At 71.7% G+C, this 12,723-nt stretch carries 12 protein-coding genes; 2 read left to right on the forward strand and 10 right to left on the reverse strand.

The annotated features are described in order from the left end of the window. Positions 1-84 precede the first annotated feature (84 nt). From ACFWBB_RS21730 to ACFWBB_RS21760, 7 genes are all read right to left on the reverse strand, one after another. Positions 85-906, reverse strand: coding sequence for a BTAD domain-containing putative transcriptional regulator (locus tag ACFWBB_RS21730; protein ID WP_385274793.1), 822 nt, complete (start codon positions 904-906; stop codon positions 85-87). 283 nt (positions 907-1,189) lie between these two features. Further along, positions 1,190-2,026 (reverse strand): BTAD domain-containing putative transcriptional regulator, encoded by an 837-nt coding sequence (locus ACFWBB_RS21735; protein WP_385274796.1) that lies wholly within the window; start codon positions 2,024-2,026, stop codon positions 1,190-1,192. Between the two features lie 381 nt (positions 2,027-2,407). Continuing rightward, positions 2,408-3,040, reverse strand: coding sequence for a ScbR family autoregulator-binding transcription factor (locus ACFWBB_RS21740; RefSeq protein ID WP_385274799.1), 633 nt, complete (start codon positions 3,038-3,040; stop codon positions 2,408-2,410). 72 nt (positions 3,041-3,112) lie between these two features. Further along, positions 3,113-4,705, reverse strand: a complete 1,593-nt coding sequence (locus ACFWBB_RS21745) for an acyl-CoA carboxylase subunit beta (RefSeq protein ID WP_385274802.1) — start codon at positions 4,703-4,705, stop codon at positions 3,113-3,115. Positions 4,706-4,836: 131 nt separating this feature from the next. Continuing rightward, positions 4,837-5,034, reverse strand: coding sequence for an acyl-CoA carboxylase epsilon subunit (locus ACFWBB_RS21750; RefSeq protein ID WP_385274805.1), 198 nt, complete (start codon positions 5,032-5,034; stop codon positions 4,837-4,839). A 136-nt stretch (positions 5,035-5,170) separates the two neighbouring features. After that, on the reverse strand, positions 5,171-6,394 hold the full coding sequence (locus tag ACFWBB_RS21755) for a cytochrome P450 (protein ID WP_385274808.1): 1,224 nt from the start codon (positions 6,392-6,394) through the stop codon (positions 5,171-5,173). Between the two features lie 107 nt (positions 6,395-6,501). After that, entirely contained in the window at positions 6,502-7,194 is a 693-nt protein-coding gene (locus tag ACFWBB_RS21760) for a ScbR family autoregulator-binding transcription factor (protein ID WP_385274810.1), read from the reverse strand. 416 nt (positions 7,195-7,610) lie between these two features. On the opposite strand from ACFWBB_RS21760, the gene ACFWBB_RS21765 reads away from it, so the two are divergent. Continuing rightward, positions 7,611-9,569 (forward strand): acyl-CoA dehydrogenase, encoded by a 1,959-nt coding sequence (locus ACFWBB_RS21765; protein WP_385274813.1) that lies wholly within the window; start codon positions 7,611-7,613, stop codon positions 9,567-9,569. A gap of 51 nt (positions 9,570-9,620) precedes the next feature. Here ACFWBB_RS21765 and ACFWBB_RS21770 read toward each other — a convergent pair whose 3' ends face one another. From ACFWBB_RS21770 to ACFWBB_RS21780, 3 genes are all read right to left on the reverse strand, one after another. After that, positions 9,621-9,815, reverse strand: coding sequence for a ferredoxin (locus ACFWBB_RS21770; protein ID WP_385274816.1), 195 nt, complete (start codon positions 9,813-9,815; stop codon positions 9,621-9,623). A 9-nt stretch (positions 9,816-9,824) separates the two neighbouring features. Then, complete coding sequence (locus ACFWBB_RS21775; protein ID WP_385274819.1) at positions 9,825-11,033, reverse strand: cytochrome P450; 1,209 nt, start codon at positions 11,031-11,033, stop codon at positions 9,825-9,827. A gap of 258 nt (positions 11,034-11,291) precedes the next feature. Beyond that, on the reverse strand, positions 11,292-11,768 hold the full coding sequence (locus ACFWBB_RS21780) for a carboxymuconolactone decarboxylase family protein (RefSeq protein ID WP_385274822.1): 477 nt from the start codon (positions 11,766-11,768) through the stop codon (positions 11,292-11,294). A 238-nt stretch (positions 11,769-12,006) separates the two neighbouring features. Here ACFWBB_RS21780 and ACFWBB_RS21785 point away from each other — a divergent pair. Next, positions 12,007-12,723, forward strand: a 717-nt coding sequence (locus ACFWBB_RS21785) for a ParB/RepB/Spo0J family partition protein (RefSeq protein WP_385274825.1), incomplete at its 3' end; no start/stop codon positions are given.

Here is a 12,723-nt window from a genome sequence, read left to right on the forward strand (position 1 = left end):
CTCCTCCGCCTCTGGCTCGCGCGGGAGGGCGGGATCCGAGAATCACCCGGCGTCCTCGAGCGGCGCTCGAGAGCGGGCGGAGGCTCAGGCCGCGTACCGGTCGAAGGTGGAGCCGCGCCGCGGGCCGGCGACCACGTCGAGTTCCGGGTCGACCGAGAGGATGGCCTGGTGCAGGCGCTGCAGCTGCGGTGAGGGTTCCACGCCCAGGTCCTCCGTCAGCCGCCGCCACATCTTGCGGTAGACCTCCAGTGCGGCGGCCTGCCGGCCGGAGCGGTACAGGGCCACCATCGCCTGGGCGTGCAGGCCCTCGTGCTGGGGGTGACGGGCGATCAGGTCGGCGAGTTCGGCGAGGATTTCGGCGTGCCGGCCGAGCCGCAGGTCGGCGTCGATGCGCCGCTCGACGGTCACCAGCCGGGACTCCTCCAGGCGCATGACCTCTATCTCCAGGACCGGTCCGAGGCGTACGTCGACCAGTGCGGTCCCCTGCCACAGGGCGAGCGCCTGTCTGAAGCAGTGGGCGGCCCTGTCGTCGCCGCCCTCTTCGAAGGCCTCCTGCCCCGAGGCGACCAGCCGTTCGTAGGCGTACACGTCCACCGACTCCGGCGGGATCTGCAGCAGATAGCCGCCGTGCCGGGTGGCCAGCACGTTCTTCGCGTCGCCCGGTGCGTCGGGGCCCATCGCGGTTCCCAGGCAGCGGCGCAGCTGCATGATGTACGTCTGCAGGGTGGTCATCGCGCTCTGCGGCAGTTCCGTCCCCCAGATCTCCTCCATCAGTGTGGAAACGGGCAGGACGCGGCTCGGGTACAGCGCGAGCAGGGCGAGCACCTGCCGGGGTTTCCCGGCGGTCGGGACGATCGACCCGCCGTTCACGGTGGCACACAGCGGACCCAGAACCCGAATCTCCATGGTTTCCTCCGTTCGTCGCGGGCTCTCCCCCATGGCGGAAAGTCGTCGGCGAACTGGCAGGCTAGTCGCACCCACTGCTGAAGCAGCTTTTTCTTCAGCGGAGTTCGAGCGAGCCTCGAAGAACAGACAACCAGGGCAGGGTGCATGGAGAGGAACGTGAATGCATCAGTAAAGATCGATCGGTCAGGCGCGCCGGTCCGGTGCGGTATTTCCGGTCGTGAAGGAAGGGGTCGGTCGTCACCGGATTTTTGGTGGTGCGCGCAGGTCCGGCTCTTTTCGGTTCTCAGCTGCTGCGCACCAGGCGCTCGCGGCCGTTGCCGCGGGCCGGGTCGAGCGCGCTGTCGGGGCCGGCCATGAGGATCAGCCGCTGGATCCTGCGCAGTTCGCCGGACGGCTCGAGTCCCAGTTCGCGTACGAGAGTGGCGCGCACGCGCTGGTAGGCCGCCAGGGCCTCGCTGCGCCGCCCGGAGCGGTTCAGGGCGAGCATGTACTGGCCGTGCAGGTTCTCGTGGGTGGGGTAGCGGTTGACGAGGACGGTGAGTTCGGCGAGCAGGTCGCGGTGGCGGCCGAGCCGCAGGTCCGCCTCGATGCGCTGGTCGAGGGCGCACAGCCGGGTCTCGTCCAGGCGCTTGGCCTCCATCCGCAGCACCTCGCCGAGCTGTACGTCGGCGAAGGCGGGGCCGGTCCACAGCTCCAGGCCCTTCCTCAGCTGCCGTACCGCGCCCTGGAAGTCGCCGGCGTCGATCGCCCGGTAGCCGACACCCGCCAGCCGTTCGAACTCCCTGACGTCGCTGGTGCCGTCGGCGCTGTCGAGGAGGTAGCCGCCCGGCAGGGTGGCCAGGACATGCTTGGCCGTGCGCCGCTTTCCTCCCTCGGGCCGGCCCTGTTCCAGGGCGGCGGCGATGAGTTCACGCAGCTGGAGCACGTAGGTCTGCAGGGTGGTCCTGGCGCTGCGCGGCGGCACGCCGCCCCACAGCTCCTCGGTCAGCGCCGCGACGGAGACCACCTGGTCGGCGTGGAGGGCCAGCAGAGCGAGGACCTGCCGCGGTTTCGGGGCGGTGGGCGTGATGGAGACACCGTTCTCCCTGACGTCCAGCGTGCCCAGTAGCTCGATGTTCACGCGCTCTCCCTTGTCTCATGTCCTCGAGTACTCCGGGGATTCCATGGCCGTCAGCGGATGCCGGTCCCAGCGTGGACCAGCGTAAAAACCGCACGCCCGGTCTGTCAACAGAAAACCGCATGCGCTGTTTGCTTGCCCGGGAGCCGGGCCCGCGACCAGGCAGTCCAGGGGCAACTGCCCCTCGCTACAGGGAGGTTCCAGGACATCGAGAGTCCTTCTGCATCCCGTCTCGAGCGCCGGACCGGGGGGCGGCGGGGCGGGACGGTGATCAATTAACAGACCATCCATCCTGTTTCGATCGGCGGGCTCCTGCCGCGCGCCAGGCGATGCGTCAGCGCGCAAGCGCCGGCGATGCGTCAGCGCGCGGGCGCCGACGGCATGTCACAGGGCGGCGGTCGGCGGCCGGGAGCCCGCGCTCGCCAGCGCCGCCAGTCCCTGCCCGTCGGCGAGCCGCGGCAGCAGCAGCTCCCACAGGCGGGTGACGTTGCGCCGGGCGAGCCAGGCGGCGTCGGTGCCGCCGAGCACTTCGAAGCCCGTGGTCGCGGCGATGATGACGCAGGCTCCGTCCGTCCACGACACGCCCTCGGCGAGGGTGCCGCGGCGCTCGGCCGTGCGCAGGGCGTCCTCGACCCAGCCCTGCCACTGGCCGCGCAGGGGGGACTCCGCGCGGCGGGCGGCGTCGGCGGCGAGTTCGAAGCCGCCGCGGACCACGACGTCGCGGGCCAGGAAGTCCATCAGTTCGTGGGTGGCATCCACCACCCACTGCAGGGAGTTGGTCTGCCGGGCCCGGGCCGCCTCGGTGATCCGGCGCAGGGTCTCGGCGGCCTCCGCCTCGACCGCTTCGGCGAGCATCCGCTTGTTGGCGAAGTGAAAGTGCAGCGCGCCGTTGCTGACACCGGCGCGTTCGCTGATGGCACTGAGCGACGCAGGGACGAAGCCCTCCTGCGCGAACACCTCGGCCGCGGCCTGGATCAGCGCGCGCCGGGTTCGGGCGGCTCGTTCCTGCTTGACCATGCTGCCTCCTGGGCGAGAGGACGTCGGCGGCCGACAGGGCCCGACGCCGCAAACCACTTGCATCATGCAGAATTACTGCGGGGGGTTGCCGTGCTTGCGCGAGGGCAGGTCGGCGTGCTTGGTACGCAGCATCGCCAGCGAGCGGATGAGCACCTCGCGGGTCCCGGCCGGGTCGATCACGTCGTCGACCAGCCCGCGCTCGGCCGCGTAGTACGGGTGCATCAGTTCGGCCCTGTACTCCTTGACCAGGTGTGCCCGCACGGCCTCGGGGTCCTCGGCCTCGGCGATCCGGCGGCGGAAGATGACGTTGGCGGCACCTTCGGCGCCCATCACGGCGATCTCGTTGGTCGGCCAGGCGTAGGTGAGATCCGCGCCGATCGACTGCGAGTCCATGACGATGTAGGCACCACCATAGGCCTTGCGCAGGATCAGCGAGATCCGCGGGACCGTGGCGTTGCAGTAGGCGTACAGCAGCTTCGCCCCGTGGCGGATGATGCCGCCGTGCTCCTGGCCGACGCCCGGCAGGAAGCCCGGCACGTCGAGCAGGGTGACGAGCGGGATGTTGAAGGCGTCGCACATCTGGACGAAGCGCGCGGCCTTCTCCGAGGCCCCGATGTCCAGCACCCCCGCCAGCGACCGGGGCTGGTTGGCGACGATGCCGACGACCTGGCCGTCCAGGCGGGCCAGGGCGCAGACGATGTTGCGGGCCCAGCGTTCGTGGACCTCGAGGTAGTCGCCGTCGTCGACTATCTCCCCGATCACCTCGGCCATGTCGTAGGGCCGGCTGCCGTCCACCGGCACCAGGTCGAGCAGTGTCTCGCCGCGGCGGTCCGCGGGGTCGTCGCAGCGTACGCGCGGGGCGCTCTCGCGGTTGTTCTGCGGCAGCATCGAGAGCAGGTAGCGGACCTCCGCGAGGCAGGTCTCCTCGTCGTCGTAGGCGAAGTGGGCCACGCCGGAGGTCTGTGCGTGCACGTCGGCGCCGCCGAGGCCGTTCTGGCTGATCTCCTCGCCGGTGACGGCCTTGACCACGTCCGGGCCGGTGATGAACATCTGCGAGGTGTCGCGGACCATGAAGACGAAGTCGGTCAGGGCGGGACTGTAGGCGGCGCCGCCCGCGCACGGGCCGAGCATGACCGAGATCTGGGGGATGACCCCGGACGCTTTGGTGTTGCGCCGGAAGATGCCGCCGTAGCCGGCGAGGGCGGAGACGCCCTCCTGGATACGGGCGCCGGCGCCGTCGTTGAGCGAGACCAGCGGGGCACCGGCCGCGAGGGCCATGTCCATGATCTTGTGGATCTTCGTGGCGTGGGCCTCGCCCAGCGCGCCGCCGAAGATGCGGAAATCGTGCGCGTAGACGAAGACCGTGCGGCCCTCCACCGTGCCCCAGCCGGTGATGACACCGTCGGTGTACGGCTTCTTGTCCTCCAGGCCGAACCCGGTCGCCCGGTGCCGGCGCAGCTGCTCGACCTCGCTGAACGACCCCTCGTCCAGGAGCAGTCCGATGCGCTCGCGCGCCGTCAGCTTGCCCTTGGCGTGCTGGGCCCCGGTCGCCTTCGCGCCCGGTCCGGCCAGCGCCCGGGCGCGGATCTCGTGCAGCTCGGCGATGCGCCCGCCGAGGGGGGTTGGTTCGGCCTCGACCGAAGCTGAGGCAGTCGTCGCCACCATGACAGGTCCCTTCCTAGGGCGCCGCCGAGTCGCCTCGGGCCGCTACCCAAGATTATAAACCGCCCATGCGGTTTGTAAATGAGATGTGCCTGCCCCGCTCTGCGGCCCGGACCTTTCCCGGTCCGCGGGGGTCACTGCCAGCTGTCCGGGGCGCGGTAGGCGCCGTCGCCCCGCCACCGGTGCGGGCCCGCGCCGGGCCGCGCCGGGCCGCACCGCGCGCTGTTCGCGAGCAGGGCGAGGAACACCAGGGCCAGGGCGGCCAGTTCCTCCTCGCCGGCGTCTCCGCGCTCCACCCGGATCAGGGCCTGCGTACTCTCGCTGCGGCTCATCGCCCCCTCCTTCACCCTGCCGCCACGGTCTCCGAGACCGCTCGATGCCGGCTGTGGCCCCGCTGGAGCACCGCCGGAGAACGGGAAGGTCCCCGCGGCCCGGAGGCCGCAGGGACCGTGCGTCGGCCGAAGGCGGCTACCGCAGCCGCACCGGAAGCGCACGGTGGCCGTTGACGATGAACGACTCGATGGGCTCGAGCTGTCCGGGGGCGACGGCCAGGGTCATGCCGGGGAACCGCTCGAAGAGCGCGCGCAGCGCGACGGCCGCCTCCACCCGGGCCAGCGGCGCCCCCAGGCAGTAGTGCGGGCCGTGGCCGAAGGCGAGGTTGTCGCGGCGCTGCGCGCGCAGCAGGTCGTAGCGCTCCGCGTCCTCGCCGTAGGCCTGCGGATCGAGGACGGCCGCGGCGAAGGACACGATGATGGCGTCGCCCTTCTTGATGACGACGTCGTCCAGCTCGATGTCCTCCACCGCGTAGCGCAGCGGCATGTAGGAGGCCGGGGCGCGGGTCCCCAGCGTCTCGGTGACCACGGTGTCCCAGTCCGCGCGGCCGCAGGTCACGTGTGCCAGCTGCTCGGGACGGATGAGCAGTTCGGCGATGGCGTTGGTGATGAAGGTGGTCAGCGTCTCCAGTCCGGCGGCCAGCAGCAGCTGCAGCGTGTCGACGAGCTCCTGTTCGGTGAGCTCGTCGCCCTGGTCGCGGATCTGCAGCAGCGCGGAGGTCAGGTCCTCCCCCGGCTCCCGGCGCCGGGCGGCGACCAGGCGTGCCAGCACCCCTTCGATGTCGGCCATCGCGCCGGCCATCTCCTCGGCCGTGGCCGAGGAGCTGAAGCCGGTGTCCATCGCGGCGCCCAGCAGCTTCTCGGCCTCCTGGCTCACGCCGATCAGCCCGCAGATCACCCGCATCGGCAGCAGCTGCGCGTACTGCGCCCGCAGATCCACCACCTGGCCGGCCGGCACCTCGGCCAGTTCGTCCAGGAGCTCGCCGGTGATCTCCTCGATCCGGGGCCGCAGCGCCTCGATGCGGCGTGCGGTGAACGCGCCCGAGACCAGCCGGCGCAGCCTCGCGCGCCGCTCCCCGTACGCCGTGAGCATGTTCTCCAGGGCCACCCACGGAAACAGCGGCCAGTCGGCGGTGATCTCGCCCCGCGTGAACAGCGGCCAGTGCCGGCGGGCGTCCTTGGACACCCGCGGATCCGAGAGCAGCCGCCTGATGTACTGCGGGCGCACGACCGCCCACGCGGCGACCCCGCCCGGCAGGCTCACCCGGACCGCGGCCCCCTGCCCGCGCAGCGTCGCGGCCTCCCCCGCCTGGTCACGCCCCAGCGCGTCCAGCGCATAGGGGCAGATGCTGGTTCCCATGCATGCACTCCGTTTCGGTCGGCCTTGCACGACGCGCACCCACTCGCGTGCGCCCGGGAGTTCTCGCCCCGCCCCCCGCGACGGCCCGCGCCGCCGGGGGTGTTCGCTCACGCCGTCGCGGCGGCCTCGAGGTCCTTGTCCTGCTGCAGGCGCAGGGCGTGGTGCAGGGCCCGCATCCCCCGCTCGGGATCGAAGTCCATCTGCACGAGGACACCCGGGACGCTGATGGACGGCAGCAGATACCGGTACAGGTCGCACACCCGCTGCGGCAGGTCGTCGCGGCCGGTCATGATGTTGGACAGGACCTGCACCCCGGTGAAGGCACCCACGAACAGTTTCCCGACGCCCGCCAGGTCCACGTTGGGCAGGAGTTCTCCGCGCTCCCTGGCCTTCTCCAGGACCGCCCCGATGTGCTCCTCCCACGCGCCCATGGGGGTCCTGCGGTCCAGGCCGTCCCTGGGCGAGCCCTGGTCGACGGTGAGCCGCACGGCGCCCCTGACGATCGGATTGCCGGTGTCGCGGCGCAACAGGTAGGCCAGCAGCAGTGATTCGTCCAGCGACTGCTGCAGGACCAGCTGGTGCTGCGGCGCCGCGGGCAGCGCGCGGACCTGCTCGAGCAGCACGCCCTGGGCCAGCTCCTCCTTGGACGCGAAGTGGAAGTACAGCGCTCCCTTGGTCAGGCCCGCTCTCCTGAGCACCTCGGAGATGGTCGCGGCCTCGTATCCGAGCTCGTCGAAGACCTCGGCGGCAGCCGCCAGGATCGCCTGCCGGGTCCGCACCGCCCGCTCTTGCTGTGCCACAGCTCACCCCACGTCTCTGGGCCCGCCGGCCGAGAAAAAACCGGCACGTCGGATCTTAATGGTGCACCCTCCATTACGGAATGCCGCACTCCGGCCGATCACGTTCCCGTCCCGTCGGCGCCCCACGCCGGAATCCCTACAATAAAACCTGGCGGCCGGTTTCTCAATCGGGCGGGACGATCGCCGTGCGCAGGTCCGCCCGGCCGTGTCCCCGGACCAGCAACTGTGTTGCCTGGCACGGGAGTTGATCAGAGGGGCGCTCAGGTCAACTGTTCCCAAAGCGCCTTGTGAAAGAAACCGGTTAGTACGTACTTTGCGCGGCGAAACCCCGCCCCCTGCCCTGCCCCTTGCCCTGCCCCGCAGGGTTTTCGTTTTCTCCCCCGGCTGAGGCCAGGGGTATCCACGAAAGGACTCTGATGAACCTGCTGACGCAACCGGCGCAGGCTCCTGGCACCATCGGAGCAGCGGATGCGCCCCCCGCCACGCAGCCGGCCCTGCGCGAGCTGACGTACGTCCTGTTCGACCGCGACGACCGGAGCCGGCTGCACGGCGTCTGGCGCGAGCTCATCGTCCGCGAGGGCTTCCGCCACCGGCCGGGGCTGTCCGCGCAGGAGCGCACCGCCCTGTCCTACGCCCGGCTCCGGCAGGTCAACGCGGTGCTCGACGACCCCCGCGAACTGAGCCTGGACCCGGCGCGGCTGGCGGGGCTGCACGAATGGACGGGCTTCCTCGACGGCGGCCTGTGCACCCTGGAGAGCATCCACTACAACCTGTTCCTGGGCAGTCTGCTCGACCACCAGCAGGAGGGTGGCGGCCGCCGGGACCTGGCCGACTACACCCGCATGCAGCGCACCGGAACGTTCCTGTGCACCGAGCTGGAGCACGGCAACGACGCCGCGCTGCTGGAGACCACGGCCGAACTCGACCGCGAAGGCGGCGGGTTCATCCTGCACACACCCAACCCCGGCGCCCAGAAGTTCATGCCCAACACCAGCACGACGGGCGGTCCCAAGAGCGCTCTGGTGGCCGCCCGCCTTCTGACCGGCGGCCAGGACCGGGGTGTCTTTCTGTTCCTGACCCCGCTCAGCGACGAGTTCGGCCACCTGCCCGGAGTCCACGTGCGCCGGCTGCCCGCCCGGCCCGGCACACCGGTCGACCACTGCGTCACCGCCTTCGACCACGTACGGCTGCCCCGCGAGGCCCTGCTGGAGGGCCCGCACGGACGCCTCGGCGCCGACGGCACGTTCGTCAGCGGCCTGGGCAACCCGCGCAAGCGGTTCCTGCAGACGATCGCCCGCGTCACCACCGGCAAACTGTGCATGAGCGCGGGCACGCTCGGTATGGCACGGGCCGCCCTCGTCATCGCCGTGCGCCACTCCCGCTCCCGGCACATCGCCGGGCCGAAGGCCGGCCGGCGCATAGCGGTGGCGGAGCACCGCAGCCACCACGGCAGGCTCCTGCACTGCCTGGCCACGGCCTACGCCATGACCTTCCTGCACCGCAGCGTGGTCGACCGCTGGGCCGGCCACACCCCGGACAACCGGGAGGAGACCGAACGCCTGGTCGCCGTCTCCAAGGGCTGGATCACCTGGCAGGCCCGCGCGATCGCCGTCGAATGCCGCGAACGGTGCGGCGCCCACGGCCTCTTCGCGCACAACGCCCTGTCCGACCTGCCCTCGCACATCGAGGGCGGGATCACCGCCGAGGGCGACAACCTCGTCATCTGGGTGAAGGCCGCCTCCGAGATGGTCTTCGGGCACGTCGTGGACCGCGCCGGGCACGACGCGCACCCGCCGCACAGCCGCACCCTGAGCGACCTTTCGTTCCTGCGCGAGCTGTACGCGCAGACCGCGGCCATCTGGCAGGACAGGGCCCGCCGGGCGATGCGCCGGGGCCGCCGGGGCGATCCGCTCGCCCGCTGGAACTCCGCGTCCACCAGCGGCCTCGAGATGGTCGCCGCGCACGCCCGGCTGCAGGCCGCGGACGCCTTCCTCGCCGCGATCGGGACGACGGCGGACCCGGGCACGCGCGCCCTCCTCGAAGACCTGTGCCGGCTCTTCCTGCTGCAGGAACTCCACCACCACACCGGCGACCTGCTCAGCGAGCAGCGGCTGACGCCCGATCACGTCCGTGCTCTGCCCGCCGCCGTCGACACCCTCCTCGACACGCTGGCCCCCCATCTCAGCCTGCTCGCCGAGGCGTTCGACCTGCCGGAGGAGTACCTGGAGAGCATCCCGATCGCCCAGGGACGCCACGTGACGGGGCTCGACGACTTCCTGAGCCCCGACTGCGGCCACGACCTGTGGCCGGCGCCGGCCTCCCCCGGCCCCTCCCCCGCGCAGAGCGGGCGCAGACCCGTGCCCACGCTCACCTAGGGCTTCGGGCGGGGGCTTCCCGCCGGACGGCACCCCTGCTCCGCTGCTGCGCTAGTCGTCCCTGACGGCGATGGCCTGCACGGGGCAGGCCCGTACGGCCTCGCGCACCAGCGGCTCGCCCGCGCCGTCCTCACGCCCGGGCAGGAGCTCGCTCAGACCGTCGTCGTCCTGCGTGAAGACGCCCGGGACGGTGAGCGCGCACATGCCCGCCCCCATGCAGCGGTCCCTGTCGATGTGAATGCGCACGCCCATCTCCTACCACCTGACCGGGAGTCGGATCATGCCCTGGAGTGTGGTGCCCGGTTTGAAGGGGATCTGCGCCGCGGGCTCCGCGAGCTTCAGGCCGGGCAGCCGCTCGAACAGGGTGCGCAGCGCGATCTCGATCTCGGCCCGGGCCAGGTTCTGCCCCAGGCACTGGTGGATGCCGAAGCCGAACGCGAGGTGGTGGCGGTCCTCGCGGTGCCAGTCCAGCTCGTCGGGCGTGCGGTGGCGCGCGGGGTCGCGGTTGATGAGGGACGTCGACATCATCACGCCGTCGCCGGCCCGGATCGTCTGCCCGCCGTAGCCGATGTCCTGCGTCGCCACCCGCATCCCGCCCTCGGCGACGGACAGGAAGCGCAGCAGTTCCTCGACGGCCGCCGGCATCAGCTCCGGGTGCGCGCGCAGTTCACCGAGCCGCTCGGGGTGCTCGATCAGCGTGAACGCGCCGAGGGAGATCATGTTGGTGGTGGTCTCGTGCCCCGCGACGACCAGCAGGGCCGCCAGCGCGATCAGCTCCTCGCGCCCGATCGCCCCTTGTGCGTAGGGCTGGTGGATCAGCTCGTCGAGCAGGGCGTCACCGGGCTCACGCAGTCTGCGTTCGATCAACTCGCCCAGATAGGCGTCGAGTTGCTCCCCGGCCCGCTGGGTGTCCTCGGCGGTCGGGCCGGCCAGCAGCCGCCGTGACTGCTCCTCGAAGAACTCGTGGTCGGCGTAGGGCACACCGAGCATGAGGCACATCACCTGGGACGACACCGGCAGCGCGAACGCGCTCACCAGCTCGGCGGGAGGCCCCTGGTCGATGACGGCGTCGATGAGCCGGTCGGCGATCTCCTGGATGCGCGGGCGCAGGGCGGAGACGCGTTTGGCCGTGAAGGTGGGGATCACCGTGCGGCGCAGCGCCTTGTGCTCGGGGTCGTCCATGCCGAGCAGGGACAGCCGGCGGCCGCGGACACGGTTCTTGAAGCCCTCGGTCGGCGAGGGGAACGCCTCGTTGTCCTGGTCGGCGGACAGGCGGGGATCGCCGAGCAGGTCACGGGCCGCGGCGAAGCCGGTGACCAGCCACACGGCGCGGCCGTCGTAGAGCCTGACCCGGGTCAGCGGCCGTGCCGCGCGCAGCGGGTCGTACCCGCTCGGCGGGTGGTACGGGCACGTACGGTCCTGGGGGAAGGAGACCAGTGGGTGCGTCACAGCTTCTTCCGTCATGGATGCCTCGCATCTGTAGCGACAGGTGACCCGGATCGGGCGGCCCGCCGACGGGCCGGGCCCGTGGGCAGAGCGCGTGGGACCGGCGTCACCATAGACACGGCTCCCGGCCGCTGCGCACGGTGTGCAACCTTGGGGATTCCGCGCTTGCACACCGTGCGAAGCGGCCGGGCCGCGATCGGGCAGGCCGCTCGGGGGCCTGCCCGCCGCCGTGCGCGGGCGGGCGTCCACCGGGCTTCCACGCCGTCTCGAGGCCGGTCAGCCGAAATCGCCGGGCTGGTAGTCGCCGCCGGGCGTGCGGTTGATGACGCCGAAGCGGTTGGAGGAGTTGATGAAGGAGATGAAGCACACCAGCGCCGTGAGCTGTTCCTCGTCGTAGTGCTTGGCGGCATCGGCCCAGGCCTCGTCGGTGACACCGCCGGCGCCGTCGGCGATGCGGGTGCCCTGCTCGGTCAGTTCCAGCGCGGCGCGCTCGGCGTCGGTGAAGACGTTGGACTCGCGCCAGGCCGCGACCAGGTTGATCCGCGTCGCGGACTGCCCCGCGTGCGCGAGGTCCTTGGAGTGCGCGTCCGTGCAGTAGCCGCATCCGTTGATCTGGCTCGCCCGCAGCATCACCAGGTCCTGGGTCGACTTCGGCAGCGACGACTCCTTGATGATCACCCGGCTCGCCGAGGCGAAGTACTTCAGGGCCTTGGCCGCGACCGGGCTGCCGAAAAGGTTCAGACGGGGTTCCATGACGAGCTCCTCTTGGGCGTGGCCGGTGGGTACATCACTGAAGACACCGCTCGCCGGCGGACTGTGACAGGGATGCACCGGGCGCGCGGCCGGCGGCCCCGGCCCTTGAGAGGGGCTCCAGCCGGATTCGAGACCCGCTCGCGGCGCGTTGACACTGTTCGGCGCCACCGCCTCCAATGTCGCTCGGAAATGGATCCGGTTCAGCTTCCGCAGTGCTGTCAGGAGGTGCACGTTGTCCGTGGCCGAGCAGGTGACGTACCCGGCCGGCGGTCCCGACGGGATCGAGTCGTCGGCCCGCTGGATCGCCTCGCACCCGATCGTGCGCGTACGGATCGACTCGCTCGTCCTGGACGGCTCGCCCCGCCTGGCCGGGGAGGACCGGGCCCATGTACGGGTGCTCGCCCGGGCCGGGGACCTGGTGCCCCCCATCACCGTGCACCGCCCCGCCCTGCGCGTCATCGACGGCGTCCACCGGGTCCGCGCAGCCCTGTCCAACGGCCGCTCGGAGATCCCCGCGCGGCTGCTGGACTGCGACCGCGGGGCCGCCTTCGTGCTGGCGGTGCAGGCCAACGTCACCCACGGTCTGCCGCTGTCGCGCGCCGACCGCACGGCCGCGGCGGCCCGCATCGTCGTGGCCTTCCCGCAGTGGTCCGACCGTGCGGTCGCGGCGGCCGCCGGGATCTCCGACAAGACCGTCGCCCGCATCCGGGCGCAGACGGCCACCGGGCACGCGGGGCGCTCCACCAGCCGGCTCGGCCGGGACGGCCGGGTGCGGCCCCTCGACAGCGGGCGGCGGCGCCGCCGCGCCGCCGCGATCCTCCTCGGGCGGCCCGACGCCGGGCTGCGCGAGGTCGCCCGCGCCAGCGGCCTGTCCCCGGCCACGGTGCGCGACGTGCGCCGCCGGGTCGAGCGCGGCGAGGACCCCGTCCCCGCCCGCTACCGCGAAGCGGGCGCC

Origin of the sequence: Streptomyces sp. NPDC060000 (assembly GCF_042737375.1) — a bacterium.
Classification (GTDB): Bacteria; Actinomycetota; Actinomycetes; order Streptomycetales; family Streptomycetaceae; genus Streptomyces.

What these genes read in the sequence shown, in the direction of transcription:
- ACFWBB_RS21730 (WP_385274793.1), bottom strand. Translation starts at nt 906, where the DNA reads ATGGAGATTCGGGTTCTGGGTCCGCTGTGTGCCACCGTGAACGGCGGG.
- ACFWBB_RS21740 (WP_385274799.1), bottom strand. Translation starts at nt 3,040, where the DNA reads ATGGTCAAGCAGGAACGAGCCGCCCGAACCCGGCGCGCGCTGATCCAG.
- ACFWBB_RS21745 (WP_385274802.1), bottom strand. Translation starts at nt 4,705, where the DNA reads ATGGTGGCGACGACTGCCTCAGCTTCGGTCGAGGCCGAACCAACCCCC.
- ACFWBB_RS21750 (WP_385274805.1), bottom strand. Translation starts at nt 5,034, where the DNA reads ATGAGCCGCAGCGAGAGTACGCAGGCCCTGATCCGGGTGGAGCGCGGA.
- ACFWBB_RS21755 (WP_385274808.1), bottom strand. Translation starts at nt 6,394, where the DNA reads ATGGGAACCAGCATCTGCCCCTATGCGCTGGACGCGCTGGGGCGTGAC.
- ACFWBB_RS21765 (WP_385274813.1), top strand. Translation starts at nt 7,611, where the DNA reads ATGAACCTGCTGACGCAACCGGCGCAGGCTCCTGGCACCATCGGAGCA.
- ACFWBB_RS21775 (WP_385274819.1), bottom strand. Translation starts at nt 11,033, where the DNA reads ATGACGGAAGAAGCTGTGACGCACCCACTGGTCTCCTTCCCCCAGGAC.
- ACFWBB_RS21780 (WP_385274822.1), bottom strand. Translation starts at nt 11,768, where the DNA reads ATGGAACCCCGTCTGAACCTTTTCGGCAGCCCGGTCGCGGCCAAGGCC.